This is a genomic window from Paenisporosarcina sp. HGH0030, from assembly GCF_000411295.1.
Taxonomy (GTDB): Bacteria; Bacillota; Bacilli; order Bacillales_A; family Planococcaceae; genus Paenisporosarcina.
Map to the genome: position 1 here is coordinate 215,171 of NZ_KE150422.1, position 22,522 is coordinate 237,692.

The 22,522-nt window shown below is 39.6% G+C and carries 22 protein-coding genes; 7 read left to right on the forward strand and 15 right to left on the reverse strand.

What is annotated here, in order from left to right:
- Positions 1–137 precede the first annotated feature (137 nt).
- Genes kynB through chrA form a run of 3 tightly spaced genes read right to left on the reverse strand, consistent with a single transcriptional unit; the run spans position 138 to position 3,233 of the window.
- Positions 138–758 carry an arylformamidase gene (gene kynB, locus HMPREF1210_RS13140; RefSeq protein WP_016429189.1) on the reverse strand — a complete coding sequence of 207 codons (621 nt, stop codon included), beginning with the start codon at positions 756–758 and terminating at the stop codon, positions 138–140.
- Positions 759–2,036 carry a kynureninase gene (gene kynU / locus HMPREF1210_RS13145; RefSeq protein ID WP_369758045.1) on the reverse strand — a complete coding sequence of 426 codons (1,278 nt, stop codon included), beginning with the start codon at positions 2,034–2,036 and terminating at the stop codon, positions 759–761. It abuts the gene before it with no gap.
- 9 nt (positions 2,037–2,045) lie between these two features.
- Positions 2,046–3,233, reverse strand: coding sequence for a chromate efflux transporter (gene chrA / locus HMPREF1210_RS13150; protein ID WP_016429191.1), 1,188 nt, complete (start codon positions 3,231–3,233; stop codon positions 2,046–2,048).
- A gap of 204 nt (positions 3,234–3,437) precedes the next feature.
- Between chrA and HMPREF1210_RS13155 the strand changes: the two genes are divergently transcribed.
- Both HMPREF1210_RS13155 and HMPREF1210_RS13160 read left to right on the forward strand, forming a co-directional pair.
- On the forward strand, positions 3,438–4,790 hold the full coding sequence (locus HMPREF1210_RS13155) for a hemolysin family protein (protein WP_016429192.1): 1,353 nt from the start codon (positions 3,438–3,440) through the stop codon (positions 4,788–4,790).
- 46 nt (positions 4,791–4,836) lie between these two features.
- Positions 4,837–5,712: a cation diffusion facilitator family transporter gene (locus HMPREF1210_RS13160; RefSeq protein ID WP_016429193.1), complete on the forward strand. Its 876-nt coding sequence runs from the start codon at positions 4,837–4,839 to the stop codon at positions 5,710–5,712.
- A 220-nt stretch (positions 5,713–5,932) separates the two neighbouring features.
- Here the strand turns inward: HMPREF1210_RS13160 and HMPREF1210_RS13165 are convergent, their stop codons facing one another.
- The 4 genes from HMPREF1210_RS13165 to HMPREF1210_RS18115 form a co-directional block, all read right to left on the reverse strand.
- Positions 5,933–6,586, reverse strand: coding sequence for a hypothetical protein (locus HMPREF1210_RS13165; RefSeq protein WP_016429194.1), 654 nt, complete (start codon positions 6,584–6,586; stop codon positions 5,933–5,935).
- Positions 6,587–6,934: 348 nt separating this feature from the next.
- Complete coding sequence (locus tag HMPREF1210_RS13170; protein WP_016429195.1) at positions 6,935–7,774, reverse strand: TIGR03943 family protein; 840 nt, start codon at positions 7,772–7,774, stop codon at positions 6,935–6,937.
- 13 nt (positions 7,775–7,787) lie between these two features.
- Complete coding sequence (locus HMPREF1210_RS13175) at positions 7,788–8,678, reverse strand: permease (protein ID WP_036660122.1); 891 nt, start codon at positions 8,676–8,678, stop codon at positions 7,788–7,790.
- A gap of 360 nt (positions 8,679–9,038) precedes the next feature.
- Positions 9,039–9,182, reverse strand: a complete 144-nt coding sequence (locus HMPREF1210_RS18115) for a hypothetical protein (RefSeq protein ID WP_016429197.1) — start codon at positions 9,180–9,182, stop codon at positions 9,039–9,041.
- A 418-nt stretch (positions 9,183–9,600) separates the two neighbouring features.
- On the opposite strand from HMPREF1210_RS18115, the gene rsgA reads away from it, so the two are divergent.
- On the forward strand, positions 9,601–10,695 hold the full coding sequence (rsgA, locus tag HMPREF1210_RS13180; protein WP_036660197.1) for a ribosome small subunit-dependent GTPase A: 1,095 nt from the start codon (positions 9,601–9,603) through the stop codon (positions 10,693–10,695).
- Between the two features lie 242 nt (positions 10,696–10,937).
- On the opposite strand, the gene HMPREF1210_RS13185 is transcribed toward rsgA, so the two are convergent.
- The 6 genes from HMPREF1210_RS13185 to HMPREF1210_RS13210 all read right to left on the reverse strand — a co-directional run bounded on the left by HMPREF1210_RS13185 (position 10,938) and on the right by HMPREF1210_RS13210 (position 17,710).
- Positions 10,938–11,477: an NADPH-dependent FMN reductase gene (locus tag HMPREF1210_RS13185; RefSeq protein WP_016429200.1), complete on the reverse strand. Its 540-nt coding sequence runs from the start codon at positions 11,475–11,477 to the stop codon at positions 10,938–10,940.
- A gap of 15 nt (positions 11,478–11,492) precedes the next feature.
- Positions 11,493–12,140 carry a response regulator transcription factor gene (locus HMPREF1210_RS13190; protein ID WP_016429201.1) on the reverse strand — a complete coding sequence of 216 codons (648 nt, stop codon included), beginning with the start codon at positions 12,138–12,140 and terminating at the stop codon, positions 11,493–11,495.
- A gap of 12 nt (positions 12,141–12,152) precedes the next feature.
- Positions 12,153–13,268 (reverse strand): GAF domain-containing sensor histidine kinase, encoded by a 1,116-nt coding sequence (locus tag HMPREF1210_RS13195; RefSeq protein ID WP_016429202.1) that lies wholly within the window; start codon positions 13,266–13,268, stop codon positions 12,153–12,155.
- A 96-nt stretch (positions 13,269–13,364) separates the two neighbouring features.
- A complete protein-coding gene (locus HMPREF1210_RS13200) occupies positions 13,365–14,273 on the reverse strand; it encodes a DNA-3-methyladenine glycosylase (RefSeq protein ID WP_016429203.1) in 909 nt (302 codons plus the stop codon).
- Between the two features lie 60 nt (positions 14,274–14,333).
- On the reverse strand, positions 14,334–16,067 hold the full coding sequence (locus tag HMPREF1210_RS13205) for a phospho-sugar mutase (protein WP_016429204.1): 1,734 nt from the start codon (positions 16,065–16,067) through the stop codon (positions 14,334–14,336).
- 95 nt (positions 16,068–16,162) lie between these two features.
- Positions 16,163–17,710, reverse strand: coding sequence for a carbon-nitrogen hydrolase family protein (locus tag HMPREF1210_RS13210; protein WP_016429205.1), 1,548 nt, complete (start codon positions 17,708–17,710; stop codon positions 16,163–16,165).
- A 133-nt stretch (positions 17,711–17,843) separates the two neighbouring features.
- Between HMPREF1210_RS13210 and HMPREF1210_RS13215 the strand changes: the two genes are divergently transcribed.
- The 3 genes from HMPREF1210_RS13215 to HMPREF1210_RS13225 are packed head-to-tail and all read left to right on the forward strand — an operon-like array spanning position 17,844 to position 19,640.
- Positions 17,844–18,269, forward strand: coding sequence for a disulfide oxidoreductase (locus HMPREF1210_RS13215; RefSeq protein WP_016429206.1), 426 nt, complete (start codon positions 17,844–17,846; stop codon positions 18,267–18,269).
- Position 18,270: 1 nt separating this feature from the next.
- Positions 18,271–18,741, forward strand: coding sequence for a co-chaperone YbbN (locus HMPREF1210_RS13220; RefSeq protein ID WP_016429207.1), 471 nt, complete (start codon positions 18,271–18,273; stop codon positions 18,739–18,741).
- A 53-nt stretch (positions 18,742–18,794) separates the two neighbouring features.
- Positions 18,795–19,640: an RluA family pseudouridine synthase gene (locus HMPREF1210_RS13225; protein WP_016429208.1), complete on the forward strand. Its 846-nt coding sequence runs from the start codon at positions 18,795–18,797 to the stop codon at positions 19,638–19,640.
- Between the two features lie 241 nt (positions 19,641–19,881).
- Here HMPREF1210_RS13225 and HMPREF1210_RS13230 read toward each other — a convergent pair whose 3' ends face one another.
- Positions 19,882–20,718: an aldo/keto reductase gene (locus tag HMPREF1210_RS13230; RefSeq protein WP_016429209.1), complete on the reverse strand. Its 837-nt coding sequence runs from the start codon at positions 20,716–20,718 to the stop codon at positions 19,882–19,884.
- A 174-nt stretch (positions 20,719–20,892) separates the two neighbouring features.
- On the opposite strand from HMPREF1210_RS13230, the gene HMPREF1210_RS13235 reads away from it, so the two are divergent.
- Entirely contained in the window at positions 20,893–22,197 is a 1,305-nt protein-coding gene (locus tag HMPREF1210_RS13235) for an NCS2 family permease (protein ID WP_016429210.1), read from the forward strand.
- Between the two features lie 27 nt (positions 22,198–22,224).
- Here HMPREF1210_RS13235 and HMPREF1210_RS13240 read toward each other — a convergent pair whose 3' ends face one another.
- Positions 22,225–22,407, reverse strand: a complete 183-nt coding sequence (locus HMPREF1210_RS13240; RefSeq protein WP_016429211.1) for a hypothetical protein — start codon at positions 22,405–22,407, stop codon at positions 22,225–22,227.
- Positions 22,408–22,522 lie beyond the last annotated feature (115 nt).

Here is a 22,522-nt window from a genome sequence, read left to right on the forward strand (position 1 = left end):
ACAACTTGCGTTTAGGCATATTTAGGTAGGGTATTTAAACGGGTATTGCTCGAACGTGGGTATGAAGGCTTTTCATTTAACTACTTTCTATTAAAAAATGGACCTCGGCGTTTCAGCCAAGGTCCTTGTATTCCGTATTACTTTTCAATTAATACTGCGCGCACGGGGCTTCCATCCGCTCCTTCTATTTTCAAAGGAAGTGCGATTAATTGATAAGTTGCTTCCTTGAGATCGTCCAGTATAAGTCCTTCAAGAATATAGCGACCTGCAGTTCCTAAAGCATGATGCATAGGTAAATCTTTGCTAGTAATCGCATCAACCGATGGTAAGTCGACTCCAAATAAAGACAATTCGTTCTCAACCATCCAATCCACAATATCCGCATCAAATGCTGGAATTGCTTCAGGGAATACATCTCTTTGCTGCCAGGCATTCGTTCGGAAAAGAACCGCTTTTGCTTCCCCAGTCACTTTACCTTTCAACAATTCTCTCGATATAACCTCACTTCCACTCACATCAATCACAATCGCGTCGACGATATAGTTTTCCAAAGGAAGTTCGTGAACTTTCTTTCCGTTTTCATCAAAATGAAAAGGAGCATCGATATGGGTACCTATATGTGTACTCGTCGTAATTTGTCCGACGTTTACCGAACCACTCTGTTCTTTTGTCCAGTTGATATGAAATTGGAATGGCGTATCACCCGGCCATTCTGCAACGTTCTGGTTCAACAACATCGAAATGTCATGTATTTTCATTTAAGCCACCACATTTCGTTCATTAGTGAACGTTTTGTATGTTTCTTCTACCATAATGGTTTTTAAGCGTTGGACCATTTCCCACACATCTTCAAAACTCGAATAAAAACTAATCGGCGCCAATCGAATAATATCTGGTGCTCTGAAATCGGGAACGACATTTGCTTCTTTCAATGCTCTACAAATCCGGGCAGCTTCTGGATGGGCAAGAGCAATATGTCCACCTCTTGATTCATCTGCAAAGGGCGTGACATCAACAAAGCCGAATGAACCTGCTTCCGCTTGAATCAACTCACGTAAATATTTTGTCAACGCAAGTGATTTCGAACGGACTGCGTCCATTCCCGCTTCTTCAAAAAGCTCCACACTTCCGCTTAAAGGCGCAGTGCTGAATAAATTCGGGGTCCCGATTTGATAAGCACCCGCTCCATTTGCTTTGGAGAATTCATGAGACATATCAAATTGCTTGGTCTTATCTGAACCGAACCATCCCGCAAGACCAGGCAACTCGTGATGATGACGCTCGTGAATATAAAGCCCACCAGTTCCCCCAGGACCATTATTCATGTATTTGTAATGGCACCATATTGCAAAATCTACGTCATCATTATGTAAGTTATGAGGTACGGAGCCAATGGAATGTGCCAAATCAAAGCCTACCAAAATTCCTTTCGCATGGGCCATTTCAGTGATGCGACGCAAATCCAACAACTGGCCGCTTCGATACAACACAGAAGGTAACATTAAGATGGCTACATCCTCTGTTAACATTTCTTCAATTGCATCCAGTGTTAGTGTATAGCCGTCAGTACTTTTCACTTTTCGCATCGACACAGCAGGGTCAAGACCACGCAACCGCAAATGACTTTCCACCGCATAAATATCGGAAGGGAAATTCAGTTCGTCAACGACAATGACAGACTTTTCAGCTGTCGGATGGAACAAAGTAGCTAGCATTTGGTGAATATTTACGGTAATGGAGCCGGTCACCATCACTTCATTTCCTTGAGCACCGACAATTTTGGCGACACGTTCACTTAACTTCTCTGGATATGTAAACCATGGATTCTCACCTTCAATCCAGCCATCAATCCCTTTTTCACGCCAGCTGGAAATTAGTTTATCCAAAGTTGCTTCAGAACGTTTTGACATAAGCCCCAACGAGTTCCCATCCATATATAATTGATTCTCTGGTAAGTAGAATTCTTTTTTAAAAGAACTCATCTTATCATGCTTATCCATTTCTATTGCATATTGCACAGTCGTATCCAAAGCCATCTCTCCCTTTTAACCAAATATAGCCAAGCTCAATGCACCTAATATTGCGGTGATAATCACGACAATCCAAGGTGGCAGTTTATAAAATACTAACAGAGTAAATGAAATTAACACAATGACAAAATCAATTGGGGCATGTACGGCACTTGTAAAGACCGGGTCATACAATGCTGCCAGTAATATTCCTACTACGGCCGCGTTCACTCCTTTCAATGCCGCTTGAATTCTTGGTTTAGTACGAATAACCGCCCAAAAAGGCAACGTTCCCATTACAAGTAGGAAGGAAGGTAAAAACATTGCAACCACGGCAATGGCAGCTCCGGAGAAGCTTCCCATGATTTGACCAAGATAGCCAGCCAGTGTAAACAATGGACCCGGTACCGCTTGAGCTGCACCATAACCCGCTATGAAAGCTTCCGAAGACATCCAACCGGCTGGTACTACTTCCCGTTCCAGCATTGGTAAAACAACATGCCCCCCGCCGAACACGATAGAACCAACACGATAGAAAATATCAAAGATCGCATACCAAGTAGCTTGTACAAATGGTCTAAAGATCGGCGATATAATGAGTAAAGCAAAGAATAGAATCCATGCGATAATTCCTGTCCTCTTACCGAATGACAATGGCATTTCGACCGCATCTGGTGCTTTTTCATTTTTGTAATACAGTACGCCAAACAAACCAGCTAGTACGATAATCAGAATCTGACCCAAAGCCGTCGGAATCAATAATGTTGCAGCTGCGGCAATCATTGCGACTGTCAATCTCGGTCGATCCGGTGTTAACGTTTTGCCCATCCCCATCAATGCATGTGCGACAACTGCAACAGCGACGATTTTCAAGCCTTGAATCCAACCACTTTCAAATGATCCCGTTTGCATAATAATCCATGCAAAGGCCATCAATATTAAAACCGAAGGAAGTGTAAAACCAATCCATGACAAAATACCACCGAGTAATCCTCCACGTAGCATACCGATTGATATCCCTACTTGTGAACTCGCGGGACCGGGCAGGAATTGACATAAGGCAACCAAATCAGCATACAGCTTATCGTCGAGCCATTTTCTCTTTTGCACGTATTCATCTCTAAAATAACCGATATGTGCTGCTGGACCTCCAAAAGAAGTTAACCCTAGTTTGGTTGAAGCGGACAAGATCTCAAGATAACGACCTCTCTTAGCTTTTCCCATAATTTATTCACTCCCCCATCATATAAGTCTCTTCTTTTAGGATACAAAAATATGGAAACCGTTGAAAGGGAAATTGCGTGTGGTAAGTAATATTTGTTTTTTAAACCTGAGTATTTTATTATTATAGGTATTAACTATTTTTTAGAAAACAGGAGGTGTACACTTTGTTCTCCCCCTCATTCGGGTCTGGAACAAAGGAATTCTTTGGACATAGCCATACGATTGACAGCATTTGCTGTCTTAATCGCCTTTACGGCATTCTTCGTGGCAAGTGAGTTTGCTATTGTAAAAGTGAGATCAACCCGCATTGATCAATTGGTTGCGGAAGGAAATAAACGTGCAGTTCACGCTAAACGCGTCATTTCAAATTTGGATGAATATTTATCTGCGTGTCAGTTGGGTATTACAATGACCGCGTTAGGTTTAGGTTTACTTGGAGAACCTACTGTCGAGCTATTATTGCATCCGCTATTTGAACGTTTCGAGCTAAGTGATAACACGTCAAATATCCTATCTTACGGAATTGCGTTCTCATTCGTTACATTTTTGCACGTAGTGGTCGGTGAATTGGCACCGAAAACGTTAGCCATTCAAAAAGCGGAGCAAGTTGCCTTGTTTACGGCAAAACCATTGATTTGGTTCTATCGCATCATGTATCCAATTATTAAATTCCTAAATGGTTCCGCTCGAACACTTACAGGCTTATTTGGATTAAAGCCTGCATCTGAATCAGAGCTGGCACATACAGAAGAAGAACTTCGTATAATTCTATCGGATAGCTTGAAAAGTGGTGAAATCAACCAATCGGAATATAAGTTTGTAAACAAGATTTTTGAATTTGACGATCGGATTGCCAAAGAAATTATGGCTCCCCGTACCGAGATGAGCACCATTGATAAAGATACGACCCTTCGCCAAGTGTTTGACCAGGTAAACGTCGAACAGTATACGCGATATCCAGTAACAGATGGCGACAAAGATCATGTAATCGGTTTGGTGAACATGAAGAATTTATTGACTGCTTATATTAAGGATTCGGAAAATATTAATCGACCGGTCATTGATTATATGCAACCAATCATTCGTGTCATTGAAACCATTCCAATTGGTGAGTTGTTATTGAAAATTCAACGTGAACGTATTCATATGGCAATATTGATGGATGAATATGGCGGAACATCGGGTCTCGTAACAATCGAAGACATTCTTGAAGAAATTGTCGGTGATATTCGAGACGAGTTTGATAATGATGAATTGCCGGATGTTCAAAAATTAGGAGATCATCACTATATCCTTGATGCCAAAATTTTAATAGAAAACGTTAATGATATTTTGGGCATTGATATTGATGAAGAAGATATTGATACAATCGGTGGTTGGTTCCTGACTAAACATTTTGAAGCTATTAAAGGTGAAAAAATAATTGAACAAGGATACGAATTCACGATTAAAGATATGGAAGGCCATCACATACTGTATCTTGAAGTCATTAAGTTAACTAAAGAAGAATTAGAAAATATGATTGAAGAACGATTAGAAAGAAACGACTCTCACTAAGAGAGTCGTTTTCTTATGTCTGAAAGTTTTGCAGGGGGGAAACAAATTGGAGCTATATACACAATTACGCGAAGGGGAAAAAGGTGCTTGGATAAGTATCGGTACCTATTTAGTTCTAAGCACTATAAAATTGACCATCGGATATATCGGTACTTCCGAAGCTTTAAAAGCAGATGGTCTCAATAATTCGACGGACATCGCTGCTTCAATTGCTGTATTGATTGGACTTCGAATATCACAAAAACCTCCGGATCATAATCATCATTATGGACATCTCCGTGCCGAAACAGTTGCATCCCTTGTCGCCTCTTTTATTATGGCTGCTGTCGGTTTGCAAGTATTAATAAATGCAGGAAAGAACTTGCTTCACCCGATTCACGAAACACCTTCCATCTTAACAGCATTTGTTGCTGCTGGCAGTGCCATTGTGATGTATGTGGTTTATCGATACAATTTAAGGCTGGCTAATCGAATTAATAGCTCCGCGGTTCGAGCCGCAGCATATGATAACCGATCCGATGCCCTCGTTAGTATCGGGGCATCCATCGGGATATTAGCTGCTATATTTGGACTCCCTATCTTGGATTCAATTACAGCCATTTTAGTCGGATTACTGATCATGAAAACGGCATTCGATATCTTCAATGAGGCCGTACATACCTTGACTGACGGTTTTAACGAAGATGAGGTTGAAACTCTTTCAGTTCTCGTTCGAAAAGTACAGGGTGTCATCCATTTAGAGGACTTCAAAGGACGCATGCATGGGAATCTAATGTTTGTCGATTTAACCGTTACAGTTGATCCATCATTAAATGTTGTGGAGGGTCATCGAATCACGGAAGAGATTGAGAAAAAAATACATTTAGTAAAGCCATTTTGCATGGTTCTGGTTCATATTGAACCCCACGAGACAATCGATTAAAGAATTGAAGGATTGGGGTAAAACGAAGAAGTTTGATTTATTAACGATAAGAAAACGCTGAAAAAATCCTATCGAGTTTTCTTGAGAGGAAAAAAAAACTAAATAATATCCGATATCGGATATCACTTAGTAATTAATTAGCACCGCATTTAGCGGTGCTTTTCTTTTAAAATATAAAATGCACCATCCGAAGACAGTGCAAAATCACAATGTTTTGTTGTTATTGTCGGTCCACTGATACTTTTTCTCCTAAACCACCATCATCCAGTATTTCAAACTTCCCAATTTTTCCTGGTTCAGAAAGAATTGCCGTACCTTTTACTTCGTGTTGTGAAACTTCACCTGCATTATTCGTATATTCTACCTGAGCGGTAAAGTCATAATGCTTGGGTGTGTTTTTATTCTCACTTTTAGTTACTTGTATATCACTAACTTTCATTTCATACCGAATATTTTCGTCAAAGCCTATATATCCATAGTGATAATGAAAAGCAATAACATTGGAAATAAGGTAATCATATAGATGGTCAGTAAAGTAAGGTCCATATGTTTTTTTAACTAATTCCTCGTAGGCACGCCATTCATCTGAGACCCCTGACTCTACATCTCCATTTACTTCATTCGCTTCAGGTGTGTGGCTGCCTATTTCGGTCATTTTTTTATCAATGTTTTTGACAATAAGCACATATTCTTCGTTCGGAACTGTGAATTCTGATTCAAGAACAGCCTGGACTGCTTCTTCATTTTTATCTTCTAATGAAACAACCACTTCTTTTTGCTGTTCAGGAATTTCTTCCGAACAGGCGGCAAACAGAAAACACGAGCTAACCAAGAATAAGATGCCTCCAATTTTTTTAATTCGTTTATAATACATTCTAATCCCCCCTGATAATTTGTGTTACGTTAAAATTATTATCTTTTGTTAATTGTAATACGTTATAAAAACAGAAAAGTTACATTTTTCTATCTTTTACTTATTTACACAAACCCCCCATGCTCCCTTTTTATAAAATTAGTATTGCTATTCTCAAGTCAATAAACTGAAATAGAAAAAGCACCGCTTTTTGATACAAATCTTATGACAGATTTGTACCAATTGCGGTGCTTTTAGTTATACATTTTTATTGACATTTTGCGGTTTTGTTCTTCATAACAGAACCAGCTAGTCTGCGACGCCTTTTTTTCTTGCCTATGGATTTTAGACTTTCACTATCGATGAAATTTAATATGAACGATAAACATATGGTTCTTTGGGTTCTTTGGTATTTTCCCATTCTTCTACAAGCAACACTGGGATGGTGGATTTAAATGGTTGGTAATAGACTGAAGAGAGGGTTCCCTTGACATGGATCCATTGGTCATCTTCGATATTCATATTCCCAGGAAATTCAACTAACATTCCATATACACCCGAATCTGCAATACAATGAATAATACCAAATCGCAGGACGAAAAGCTGGTTGTTGTTCACAGTCTCCCCTTTAAATGTAAAACCATCAAATTCGATTGTCTTCCCAAGAAAATCCCCAGGATAATTATAGATTGTTTCCAATCCTTTAAGATAGTTTGCATCTTTAAGTATTACGCTGCTTTTGGATAGATATTTATTTTTTTCAATATCCATTAATTCATCGTAGCCTTCCTTGCCATAATAAATACTGGTATCAGGTTTCAAGTACTGAGTGACAGCATATTCATCGGTTGTTTCCATTGCCTTGAACGAAAATCCTTTCGATTTAACAATTGTAGAATCTAGAGTTGCAATAGGCAGAAAAAAGCCAGTTAGTAAAGGAAATATAAAAATCCCATAAATGAAACATCTCTGATAAAAAGGCTTCGTTTTTTCATGGCTATGACTTCCATCACAACAAGATTCATCAGGTTCATCTTTTGACTGTTTGATATCTGTATATGCTTGGACAATTGTTAAAATGGCGAAAATGAAAATTGCGCTATAGGAAAGATAGGAATACTTCATGTTAATGTATTTCGTAATATTTCCTGAAGCATGTAAATGTGCAAAGAAGAAAGTGAAAATGAGTAAAATATACGTCCTTACCAAGACTTTCCCTCCTTCATATCAATAGTGAACCGACTAAAACAAATAGGGCAATATAGCCAATTAAGATAAAGATAAAACGTTTATTGAAAACACTGAGCATCATAAGAGTATTTTTAATGTCTACCATTGGACCAAATACAAGAAATGCCACGATAGATCCGACTGAAAAAGTACTACTGAAAGAAGAAGCAATAAATGCATCTGCTTCTGAACAAAGCGACATGACAAAAGCAAGAACCATCATGACAAGCGATGAAGTAATGTCGGTTTGACCGATGTCCAGCAATGTAGAAGTTTTCAAGTAGGTTTGCATTGTTGCTGCAATAAATGCGCCCAAAATTAAATACTTACCTACAGAAAAGAATTCATCCACTGCATGTCGAAGCATATCCGCAAATTTGCTTTTAAACGACTGTCCCTTAGAATGATGATGATGATGATGATGAGTATTCATCTTCCCCTTTTCTAACAGTTGATTCCCCTTAAATTGATAGGACAAGATAATACCAACTGTCATTGCGACAATAAAAGCAAGTCCACTGCGGTATAACACCATGTCCCATTGATTTCCGAAAGCAATGTAAGTGGAAAATAAAACAATAGGATTGATGATCGGCCCGGTTAACATAAAAGCAATTCCTGCATGCAAAGGGACCCCTTTTAGGAGAAGTCTGCGAACAATCGGCACAATGCCACACTCACAGGCAGGAAAGAAGGCACCCAAAATAGTTGCATAGAGGACGGCCAAAAATCGATTCTTCGGGATAACTCGTGCAATCATTTCTTCCGATACAAACATTTGAAGGAATCCTGAAATAAAAACACCAATCAGCACAAAAGGTATGGATTCTATTAATATGCTGATAAAAATAGTATTTAATTGTAAAAATGATTGAGAAAACATATGAAAACCCCACTAGCTAGAAAGCTTATATTTACAAAACAATATAGTATCATAGATTGTTCGTGTACATCATGAAACTTTAAACCGAGAATTTAAAAACAAAAATTTGTTCCTTTTAAGTAAAAGAATATCCTATCAATAATAATTCTTTAAAAGAGACGACTACAAGTAGACGTAATCAGTGCAATTCGGTTCCAATAATATAACAGTTACCAAAATTTACATATATCGTTTTCCTCCAGCATCTTACTAACTCCATTCTAAAATGTTCAAGTGAATGTAATATTTTTTATAAAAAAACCAAATCATATTACTTTTAATCCATAAAAAAACCGCCATATCGGCGGTTTTTTTGAAGTCTTATTCAGAGTCTTGTTCATCTTGGATTTCATTCTCAACATCTTCATCGTCTCCATCACCACATGCCCCTAGTAAACCTACTGTCAGGAAAGCTGCAGCACCAATTTTCCACCATTTTTGTCCGGCAATTGAATTCGTCATCATTTCGAATACCTCCACTTTCGTATTTTAGTATTTTTCTAACAACTTATTAGTTATATACCCTTACGTTACGGTTTCATAAACATGACAATTACTTTTTTTCAGAATTGGGTAAAATTTCTCACATATAGTATTGACATGATGAATATGATTTTGTTATGGTTACTTTATTAAATCGAAAGCAGGTGAGGTATTATGGCAAATTTAATTGAGAACGTAAAATTGCGAATTGGCATGTTCCAGGTATCTCATCACACGTATGCTTTCTAACAAGTAGAACGTTTTTTTTGTGATGTGTATGAACCGTGACTGCCTTTCGCAGCCACGGTTTTTTTATTTCCCAAGAAAATGTAATGGACTGAAGCGCATATGGCGCATTCCAATTTTCTTATACACAAATCAGGAGGAACACACATTGAAAATGATTAACACATTGAAAACAATTAAAAATTACGGATGGAACGAGTCTTTAGAAACGAAATGGCAAGACCAGTCCTCGAATGAAAAGTTGCAAGCTTGCGTTATTGGACGCGTATTGCTTGAACATAAACATATGTACAGAGTGGTGACAGATGAAGGTGAATGGCTAGCTTCCCTTTCCGGCAGCTTCAAACACCAGGCAAATGAACGCCGGGACTATCCGGCTGTCGGTGATTGGGTAGCGGTTGAAAAAATGCCAGGTGAAGAAAAAGGTATCATTCGAAACATACTGCCACGAACTTCTATATTTTCACGAAAAGTAGCGGGTGGTACAACGGTAGAACAAATTGTAGCCGTTAACGTAGATATCGTCTTTCTCGTCATGTCTTTGAACATGGATTTCAACCTTCGTCGATTGGAACGATATTTGGTTGCAGCTTGGGACTCAGGCGCAAACCCTGTTATCGTTTTAACGAAAAAAGATGTTTGTGATGATCCACATTCTTATGTGGATCAAGCTGAAACAGTGGCATTTGGTGTACCGATACATGTCGTCAGCAGTGTTACCGGAGAAGGCATTGACGAACTTCAAGACTTATTGAAAGACGGCAAAACTGCTGCGTTGCTGGGCTCATCTGGTGTAGGGAAATCTTCTTTAACCAATGCACTATGCGGTGAGAATGTCATGGCCGTTCAGGACATTCGAGAAGATGATGATAAAGGCCGCCATACGACAACTCATCGAGAATTGTTCCGAATGCCTGGAGGCGGTCTGTTGATTGACACTCCTGGTATGCGTGAATTCCAAATGTGGGATAACAGTGAAAGTTTAGATACTGGCTTTAAGGACGTAGAGCAATTTGCGAGAACATGCCGCTTTTCAGATTGCCAACATAATGGCCAACCTGGATGTGGTGTGCAGGAAGCGTTGAATAATGGCTCCCTAACACACGAACGATATGCAAGTTATGAAAAACTAAAACGTGAGCTTGCTTATATGGAACGAAAAGCTGATGCCGCTGCCCAAAAAGCAGAGCGAGGGAAATGGAAACAAATTACGAAAGATATGCGGAAAAGACCTACTAAAAAAAGATAACAAAAATGGCCAACCTCTATTTCATAGGTTGGCTTTTTGTTTGATTAGGCATTTCTCTGTCTATATCTGTTTAATCGGCTCTAGAGCTGGTTTAATCGGAATTAATCGAGATTTAATCAGTCTCACCCAATAATTAACAACTAACTCCACTAATAGTACATCAACATACAACATTTAACTGATCAATCCTATACCAAAGCAAAAAGTTGAGAACCAACCATAACAGGTCGCTTCTCAACGTTTTAAATCAAACTTTGCGATTTCATTTCATTCCCGATCCGTGCGTACATTTTCAATTCCTCGATTAAGCCATCGACTTGTTCAGCCGCTTCTTTTACTAGACCATCTCGGTCATAATCAAATGTACTTGGATCAAGCACCAACTGGCGTGGAATTGCATTGGCATAAACGCCTCGCATCACTGTACGCATATTATTCAAGCAATTGATGCCACCTTTTCCTCCACCAGCGATAGCAAGTAAGCCGACTGGTTTATGTAGAAACTGTGTACTGCCCAGGAAGTCCAATGCATTTTTCAGCGCTCCACTCATGGCACTGTGATATTCAGGTGATAACAACAATACAGCATCAGCTTCTAGCACAGCTTGACGTAAAGATTTTACAACAGACTCATTTGCTTGCTCTTCTTCTCCAGTGTACATCGGCATTCCCATTACACTTAAATCCATTGTATGGAATCCATAAGTACGTTCAATAAATCGAGCTGCAATTGCGGTACGACCATGTTTACGTGGTCCTCCACTTATGACTAAAATTTTCATGTTCATTCTCTCCTTTTACAGTCCGCTCGGTTCAGTTAGTCCATGCTTTACTGCATAAAGTGCGGCTTGCGTGCGGTCTTGGACGTGTAGTTTTGAAAAAATATTGGATATGTGGGTTTTGACTGTTTTTTCCGTGACAAACAATGAGGAAGCGATTTCTCTATTGCTTTTCCCTTTTGTAAGCTCAGATAAAACATCCTGCTCTCGTGGAGTCAAAGGATATAATTTGTGCGGTGGATCAATTTGCGGTTCCCGGACCTTCATCAGTTCCGAGGTGGCAAGCGGATGCAACGTATTTTCCCCACGCATCAGTTTGCGGATGGATTCCACTAAATCGTCAGGTTCAATATCTTTTAGTTGATAGCCTGCAGCTCCCGCTTCAATAGCAGGAATGACATGATCACGGTCTGAAAAGCTCGTAAGCATCAGCACTTCTGTTTGCGGGTACTGTTCTTTGATTTTTTTCGTTGCTTGAATCCCATCCATTATTGGCATAACTAAATCCATTAATACAATATCGGGTCTGAGACTTGCTGTCAATTCAACAGCTTCCTTCCCATTGGTCGCTTCTCCCACCACATCCATGTCTTTTTGCGTTTTCAAGAAAAATAATAAACCGCGGCGAACAACATGATGATCATCCGCAATCAGCACTCGTATCATGCAGATTCCTCCTTAATATGGCAAACGGATTAACAGTTCCGTTCCTTTTTCAATTTCACTCACCCAATCTACGGATCCACCAGCAGCCTGGGCACGGTCGCGCATACTCTGTAAACCGATAGAAGGAATTCGTACATTTGTATCCATTTGAAATCCGCATCCTTCATCTTTCAAAACGAGTAACATATCGGAAGGTGTCACCGTGATGAATAATTCAGCTTCCTGCACACCTGAATGTTTACGGACATTATTTAATCCTTCTTGTGCTATACGGAACAAAGTTTCTTCTATGCGTGATGGCAAGTTAATAACCCCGGTTACATTCACTTTCAAGGACAAACCAAGCATTTCTGCATAGCCTTTTATCCCTTCAACCAAGCCGGTTTCAAGACCCTTTGGACGCAATTGCCAAATAAGTGCACGCATTTCTGTCAAAGCTTCCTGCGTTAAATGTTGAATTTCACGAAACGTTTCTTTTACCTCTGTCTGCTCCGCCATTTCGCTTCCACCTCGCGCAGTCAACGTAACGGAAAACAAAAGCTGGTTCACTGAATCGTGTAAATCACGGGCTAATCGGTTGCGCTCCTGAACTAATGCCATTTCCTGTTCTTGCTTCGTTAAGACGATTCGTTTGATGGCTGAACCCATTTGCAAGGCAACCGATTCGAGCAACGCTAATTCGTCATTCGTAAATCCAATCGTATGGGGGGATGCTACATTCAACAAACCAAATCTTTCCTGACCTGATTGAAGCGGAACGGTTGCGTGATGTGTAATGCCTCCGTGATCACCTAATTTTGCATCGATGGCATTCTCTATCCGCTGACATTCTATCATATTCGTCGCTTTCTTTAGTTCACCATTGCGATACTTGGAAACACACCAGCAGCCGCCTTTTTGAAGATGACGACAACTATCATGTTCCAGTGCATTTGGTAAATTTTCATGTGCAATTAATTGATGCCTTCCTTTTGTATCAATGAAGAATATCCATCCTGTTTCAAACTGTGTGCCAGCTAAAAATTTTCGTAATGCGCCCTGCAGCATCGTTGTCATTTCGGTTTCTTCATTTAATAACTCGGCAATCTCTTTCAGTAAACCGATATTTGAATGTCCATTTGATTGCATACAGTCGCCTCCGTCATACCATCATTGTAACTCTTATCATACCATTCGATTTCATGCATTCGCATGAAGACAGATTCATACTTTTGACTGAAATGCTTACTCCTGAAGAGTTCTCCATAAGTAAAACGTGGCATAAGCGCGCCAACCAGCCCAATTTTCGGACCATCTTTCGATCTCTTCTAAAGTCGGTTTTTGCGATTCGTTGTGCACTTTTTTCAATGCATTATGTAGACCGACATCAGCTATTGGAAAAGCATCCGGGTGCCTGAAACATCGCATGATGACATAGTTTGCCGACCATTTCCCGATACCTCGAATGGCTGTTAACCTGGCTTCCATTTCCGTTAATGACAACCCAACAAACTGTTCCTTTGTTAATTGTTTGGTTGCTATGATCCCAGCAACACCCATGACATATTCTGCTTTTCGCTGAGTGAAGGAAAGGCTGCGCAAATCCTCAACTTGCAATGTAGCAATTCTCTCGGGTGAAGGAAATAACCAATACTTTTCTTCTTTATATTCGATAGATTCACCATATGTTGTGACGAGCTTCTGTTTTAACGCATACGCAACGTGCAAACTTATTTGCTGCCCCATAATCGACCAACAAAGTGCTTCAAATAGATCTTCCACACCAACTATCCTAAGCCCTTTATAAGCCGAGACAACTCCAGCTAATGTCGTATCATCTTCAGCTAATGTATAAAATGGGCGTAAATCACGAGATAAATCAAACCACACTTCTACGTACGCAGTCGCTGAGTTGATAACCAAGTCACTAATCGTACTCAATTGTGGGAAAGCTATGACAAGTTCGTTTTGGATGTAAGATACTTCAATTAATAAGAGTTCTTTATCAATTCGAATCGCTTTTACTACGGATTGCTTTTCGAAATCCACACGGTGTAATAGTTCTCTGTTATTGCGTCCTAAGTACAACAGCAAATCGTCCCAATTAATGTCCTGTATAGATTTTCTCAATTCGTTATCTTGGTGTTTCCACATTCACTTTTTATCCCCCTTATCAACAAAACCCTATTAGCTTTTTGCTAATAGGGTCTCCAATTACAGGCCGAAACGCTTATCCATGTCAGCAGTGAATTGTGTTTTTATTCGTTCAAGTTTTTCCTTGCTTTCAGCTTCAGTAGGACTTGTCACACCAATATAGTATTTGATTTTTGGTTCAGTTCCACTTGGTCTTACACAAACCCATGATCCATCTAACAGGAAATATTTCAATACATCGGCTTGTGGCAGTGTAAGTGTCTCGTCTTTGCGACCGTCAACAAAGCTGCGTGTTTGCGTCAAGTAATCTTCTTGTGATGAAATCGCAATGCCTGCAACTTCTTTCAAAGGTTGAGTTCGTAAACTGGTTAACAGACTTTTGATTTCACGTGCACCATCTGCTCCCTTTTTCGTCACGGATACTAATCCTTCAAAATAGTAGCCATGTCTTTCAAACAAATCGTGGAGGACGTCAAGCAATGACTTCCCTTGCATTTTGTAGAAAGCGGCCGCTTCTGTGATCGCTAAGACAGTTTGAATAGCATCTTTGTCACGTGCAAATGGTTTTATCAAATAGCCATAGCTTTCCTCGTAACCAAACAGGAATGTGTATTCATTTGTTTCATTGTATTGCTGAATTTTCTCCCCAATGAATTTGAATCCGGTCAGTACATCTTCTGTTGATGAACCATGGAATTCTGCTATTACTCGTCCGAGATCGGAAGTCACAATGGTTTTGAACACCCGTCCATTGGCTGGCATATTTCCTGCTTCTTTTAATTGCGTTAATAAATACTCAATTAAAATGGCACCAGTCTGATTCCCAGTCAATAAAACATAGCTGTCGCCTTGTTGCACTGCCACACCCACACGGTCTCCATCCGGATCAGCTGTAATTAATATATCAGCCTCGGTTGTTTTACCTTGAGCCATCGCCAATTCAAAAGCACTGGCTTCTTCCGGGTTCGGTGATTTCAATGTAGGAAATTCTCCATCCGGCTCCATTTGCTCCTCTACGAATGTAAAGTTTTCGTAACCCGCTCGTTTCATCAAATTGCGTATAGTTGACCCTGATGCCCCGTGAAGAGGTGAAAATACAACAGCTAAATCATTTTTACCTGTCAGGTCTTGATGATGTTGAATGGATTCGACATTTTCAAGATAGGTCTCATCAAGCTCATGACCAACCATTTGAATCAATCCATTTTCTTTAGCGTGTTCAATGTTACCAGCTTCTACTGCCAACTCATCGCCTACCTGCTGAACAAATGAAATCACAGCCTCGGCATCTGCCAGATTTAACTGGGCCCCGTCTTTCCCATAAACTTTGTAGCCGTTATACTCAGGTGGATTATGACTTGCAGTTACCACAATCCCCATAAAAGCATCCAGTTCCCTTACACTGAACGATAGTTGTGGCGTAGTTCTTGGCTCTTCATATAAATAGGCTTGAACTCCATTTTTGGCAAAAGTACTTGCTGCTTCCATCGCAAATTCAGGAGATTTCCTGCGACAGTCATAGGCGATGACAATTCCTTTTTTCATCGCTTCTGTGCCAGCTGCTTTTACGTAATCCGCAACCCCTTGGGAAGCTTTACGAACAGTGTATGTATTCATGCGGTTCGTACCCGCACCAATTTCACCGCGCATCCCGCCAGTGCCAAATTCCAAGTCTTTGTAAAATGCATCTTCCAGTCGCTTTTCATCTTGGGCGATTGCAGAAAGTTGTTCTTTCAATTCAGGCTCCAATTTGTCAAAGGTAAGCCACTTTTCGGCAGTTCGTTTATAACTCAAATCTATTCCCCCATTAAAAACGTTGATTAAGCAGATGAGAAATACTCAGGCTTCATATGCCAGTCTAGTAACTGGCACTTAAGCTTTTCTATATCTCATTGGCCTTTTTTATATTCGATACGATACACGTCATGGCGACGGTCTTTTAATTGTTTGACCGTACCATCTTGTCGTTGGCGACGTAAAATTTCTAAATCTACGTCTCCGATTAAGACCATTTCCAAGTTCGGGTTCGTTTCTCCAACTATCCCGTCACGGGCAAATTCAAAATCAGACGGCGCATATATACCAGACTGTGCATATTGAATGTCCATATTTTCGGTTTGTGGCAAGTTGCCGACAGTACCAGAAATAACCGTGTAAATTTGATTTTCTACCGCGCGGGCTTGTGCACAATATTTCACGCGTAAATAACCTTGTCGATCTTCTGTACAGAAAGGTGCGAAAATAATATTGGCACCCATATCCGTTGCTATGCGTGCAAGTTCAGGGAACTCAATATCATAACAAATTTGGATGGCAATTTTTCCGCAATCGGTGTCAAAGACGCGGACTGAATCACCTGCACTGATTCCCCACCATTTTCGTTCGTTTGGTGTGATGTGAATTTTGTATTGTTTTTCAATCGAACCATCGCGACGAAATAAGTAGGCGATGTTGTAAATCTCATCGTCTTCTTCTTTTACGAAATGTGAACCGCCAATGATATTGACATTGTAGCGAACTGCCAAATCGGTAAAGAGTTCGATATATTGTGGTGTGAATTCAGTCAATCGACGAATAGCACGACTCGGTGAAGGTTCATTTAAAAATGACATTAACTGAGTAGTGAAAATCTCTGGGAATACAACGAAATCAGAATGTGCATCGGATGCCACATCAACAAAGTACTCGCATTGATTTGCCAGGTCATCAAATGATTCAATAGCACGCATCATGTACTGAACGACACAGATTCGTACCGGGTAACTCGTTTTGAAATGACGTTTTGACATTGGTTTATAGTCAACATTGTTCCATTCCATCAAAGTCGCATACTTGCCTGAAGCGGTATCGTCCGGTAAGTAGTTCGGATTAATACGCATAAGGGTGAACCCGTTCATGATTTGGAAGGTCAATACAGGGTCATAAATTTTATGTCTAGACACAGCATCCACATACTCACGTGGCAACATTTCGTCTGAATGTTTATGGTAATTTGGAATACGTCCACCAATAATAATGGATTTCAGATTAAATTGACGGGCAATTTCTTTGCGTGCTTCATATAGACGCTGCCCTACTTTCATGCGTCGATATTCGGGATGCACCATAACTTCTATCCCATACATATTGTAGCCTTCTGGATTGTGATTCGTTATATAGCCGTCATCCGTGACATCTGACCACGAATGGCGGTCATCATATTCATCAAAGTTGATAATTAAACTCGAACATGAGCCGATAATATGTCCATCCAGTTCTGCGACCATCTGGCCTTCTGGAAAAATAGTTAAATGACTGCGTAGTTGGTCAACTTTCCAAGGGTCCATTCCTGGGAAGCAAAGCTTTTGCATCGCTAAAATAGGTTCTATATCATCCATGTTCGTCTGTCTGATGACCATTTTCATTTCAAATTGGGATAAATCGAATTGCTCTGACATGTAGATCGTCTCCTTCACAAAAGCTTCATACTTCATTATATAGGACTGCAGACTGCGTTGAAAATATTTTACATGTTTGAGGATTAGAATTATAATTTGATAAGAGTTTACCCTCAGAAGTGGAGATTAGAAAATGTCGAAAAAATCAGAGAATATGTTATTGTTTATGTGGGTCGTTTCTTTAGCAGCAACAATGGGGTCCTTATTTTTCTCAGAAATAAGGCATTATGAACCGTGTGAGTTATGTTGGATTCAACGCATTTTCATGTATCCACTCGTCTTAATTCTAGGTATCGCCTACGTGCAGAAAAATGCACGCATTGCTGTAACGACTGCTACGTTCTCCATTATTGGTGGAGCGATTTCGTTATATCATTATGGTTTACAAAAAGTCAGCTTTTTATCAGAAAACGCACCTGCCTGTGGACGTGTATCTTGCACAGGTGAATATATCAACATCTTTGGATTCATCACGATTCCATTTTTGGCGCTGACTGCGTTTATTCTTATCGCTATTACAAGTTTCATGTTATTGAGAGCTTTAAAGGAGGAAAAGTAGAATGAAGAAGTTATTAATTATTGGCGGAATCATCGTTGCCTTATTTGCTTTATTGATTGTCCTGAACAATACATCAAACAAAAATAAATTAGCGGACAATCCATACGGTACCAACGACTTAAAACAAGAAACCATTGATCAACTGGACGACGAAAACTATCAAAATATCATTCTACCTGATGACTTACAAGCAAAAGTAGAAAGCGGTGAACCTGTAACTGCTTATTTCTTCAGCCCGATTTGTGTTCATTGTAAAGCAATGACTCCTGTATTAATGCCAATCGTAGAAGATATTAACGTTGACTTAGTGCAATACAATATTTATGAATTTGAGCAAGGCTGGGAAGATTATAAGATAAAAGCAACTCCAACTATGATTCATTTCGAGGATGGAAAAGAAGTTGCACGTATGGTCGGTAGTCAACCAAAAGAACAAATAGAAACCTTTTTCAATGAATTTGTATTAAAATAGAAGATACCGTAGACCATGTCCTCGTACATGGTCTCTTTTTAGGAGGACTGTAAATGATTAAAACATTTGAATATGAGCTGCAAACAGACAATATTACCATCGAACAACTTCTGCGCGACGATTTTCATATTGGCAAGAAAATCATGCATGAAATGCGTATGGCCAAAAGTATCGTAAATGAAAATGGAGAACCGATGGTATGGCAACATCATTATCCAAAAGGAACAAAACTTACTTTCAATGTGAACGTGGAGCCTTCTTCTTATGTAGCGACACAAAATTGTGAAGTCCCGATTCTTTTTGAAGATGCTCATATACTGGTCGTTTCAAAGCCTGCCGATATGGCTACACATCCAAATGAGCCTGGCCAGACAGGCACTTGCATGAACCATGTCATGGCCTATACTAAAAAACAAGGTGGCGTTTATGCAGAGCATGTCCATCGTCTCGACCAAGGCACGAAAGGTTTAGTATTGATTGCCAAACATCCTCTTATTAAATCTATGTTGGATCGTATGCTTGAAGACAAACAAATCATTCGTGTCTACGAAGCGATAGTTGATGGCTACATGACTCAAAAAAATGGAACGATTCGCACACCGATTGGTAAGGATCGCCATGATTCAACCCGTCGAACAGTCTCTCCATCAGGTCAAACAGCTATCACTCACTTTGAAGTTGTGGGACAAGATTCTAATTTCACAAAAGTACACGTAATTTTGGAAACTGGACGCACTCATCAAATTCGTGTTCACTTGAGCTCTATCGGCCACCCCGTTACAGGTGACAGATTATATGGTTCAAGAACAAGAGCGGACAATTATTCTTTGCAAGCGAAAAAACTACAATTTGTTCACCCGATTACGAAAGAAATGATTGTGGTCGAGGACTATAAATAACTCACCTTTCGCAGTTTCAAGAAAGTAACCGAATGAAACAACTGTATAGACTAAGAATGCGAAAGCCAAAATAAATAAGTAAAAACAAAAGAGATTCCTAAGTCATCAATGACTCATGGAATCTCTTTTTGTATTGGCTTTATTATAGAATGCTGTAGAGATTAAATAACAAATAAAGAAGAGCATTTGCGGCTAGCGCATATGAACGATAATAACATTATCGTTTAGCAGAGCCTTTGTATTAGAAATTAAAAGAAAAATTATCTGGATCTGCCCCAGTGCGTTCGTTCAAATTCAATGAATCAATATTTTTCATATCTTCAAATGACAACTCAAAATCAAACACATCGGCATTGGCTGCAATGCGTTCTGGTGTTACCGATTTCGGAATCACTAGCAGGTCATGTTGCAAATGCCAACGGATGATGATTTGAGCTGACGTCTTTCCATATTTATTCCCCATTCTTACAAGTGATGGCTCGTCCAGCAGACCGCCACGTGCCAATGGGGACCAGGAAGTCACAGCGATTTGGTTGTCTGCACAAAACGTTCTTAGGTCATACTGAGTAAGACGTGGACTTAACTCGATTTGATTAACCATTGGTTTGACATTTGCTTTCGCAAAAATTTCTTCTAAGTGATGCTGATGGTGATTGGATACACCTGTCGCACGAATCAATTTTTCATCATACAGACGTTCAATCGCACGATATGTGTCTACGAACGTTTCTTTAACCGGCCAGTGTGTTAAATACAGATCCAAATAGTCGAAACCCAATTTTTCAAGCGACGCTTCAAAAGCACGCAATGTCTGATCATACCCTTGATCGGCGTTCCACACTTTGGTTGTAACAAAAACATCTTCACGTTTTAAACCAGCTGCCCGAACCGATTCGCCGACCTCTTTTTCATTGGCATATAAAGAAGCAGTATCGATTGCACGATAACCTACTTGAAGAGCCGTAGTCATCGCCTTTACTGCTTCTTCGGGATTTGTCATTTTATAAACGCCTAGACCCAGGCGTGGAATCTCAATGCCGTTATGTAATGTTTTGGTGGATTGTATTGTTAAAGTCATGTTCTTCATCCTTTCCATTCCTTGTTCTTTCTTCATACATCTATTGTACAAATTGAATCTAAATTTTACGAGTGAGATGATTTATTCATCAAAAACTATTGCATATTCCCCTAAAAGCGAATAATATATGAAATGTTGGTTATTTCGTTCGTCTTTTTTGAAAGGAGACACACTATGTTTCGCTTAAATGAGCATAATACTAATGTAAAAACTGAAATCCTCGCAGGTATGACGACATTTCTGACGATGGTTTATATCGTAATTGTCAATCCGGTCATCTTGGCAGATGCTGGCGTACCTTTTGATCAAGTCTTTCTAGCAACTATTATTTCAGCAGTTATAGGTACTTTATGGATGGGGTTATTTGCAAACTATCCTATCGCCATTGCACCAGGTATGGGTTTAAATGCATTTTTCACTTACACCGTCGTTATTTCATCCAATGGAGAAATTAATTACATCACTGCATTTTCAGCAGTATTTATTGCCGGACTATTATTTATCATTTTATCTTTAACACCTTTACGTAAAAAATTAATCGAAATTATCCCTGAAAATTTAAAACATGGTATTACCGCTGGTATCGGCTTGTTTATCGCTTTTATCGGTCTGCGACTATCTCATTTGGTTGAAGCTCATCCCCAAAACTTGGTGAAGCTTGGCGATTTAACAAGTGCACCAGTATTGCTGACATTGTTCGGATTGATAATCACATTGATTTTGATGGTGATGAATGTTTACGGAGCTTTATTCTATGGAATGATTGTTACCGGAATTGTTGCTTTCTTCACAGGCCAACTGAAGTTTGAAGAAACATTGATGAAACTGCCGTCTTTACCAGAAGGCATCATTGTATGGAACCCAGCTGTTGCTTTTATGGATGTCTTCCATTATGGCATGTTCGGCATCGTTATTTCTTTCTTACTCGTTACTTTATTTGATACTACAGGAACGATGATTGGTGTTGCAAAACAAGCTGGGCTAATGAAAGGCAATAAAATGCCACGTGCAAGACAGGCTTTACTTGCAGATTCAGTAGCGACAACAGTCGGAGCTATGTTCGGTACAAGCCCAACATCTGCATACATCGAGTCGTCTTCAGGTGTAGCTGTTGGTGGTCGTACAGGTTTAACATCTGTTACTGTCGCTGTTTTATTCATCATTGCCGCTTTCTTTGGACCACTCGTTTCTTCGCTATCAAGTGTAGCTGCCATTACTGCACCAGCTTTGATTATTGTCGGTAGTTTGATGATCAGTGCAGTGAAGCATATCGATTGGGATTCTTTCGACGAGGCCTTCCCTGCTTTCATAATTATTTTAACAATGCCACTGACATCAAGTATTGCCACAGGTATTGAACTAGGATTCATCCTTTATCCATTATTAAAAATCTTTAAAGGCCAGGCACGAAAAGTACATCCGTTACTATATATCTTCGCTGCTCTGTTCCTGTATCAGTTACTATTCTTGCCTCATTAATATAAAAACGACTGGAGCCTTTTGACTTCAGTCGTTTTTTCGTTTATGAATCGGTTCAGCTTCATCCGATTGTGCAGGATCGGAAACTCGATGATCTTTTTTCAATTCATGTTCATCACGCATTTTTTCCATTTGACGGCCAAGCTGTTTCATCTCTTCCATCGATGAAGCCATTGAACCATTCTCAGGATCTCGTTCTTTTTTCGACATGTTCGCTCAGCTCCTTTTTGCTATCGTATAAGAACCTTACAGAGAAAGCAACATTTGCATTGAACGAATTTCGCCATAATTGTATCGAGGAGAATATTTCTTTTTGAAATGAAGT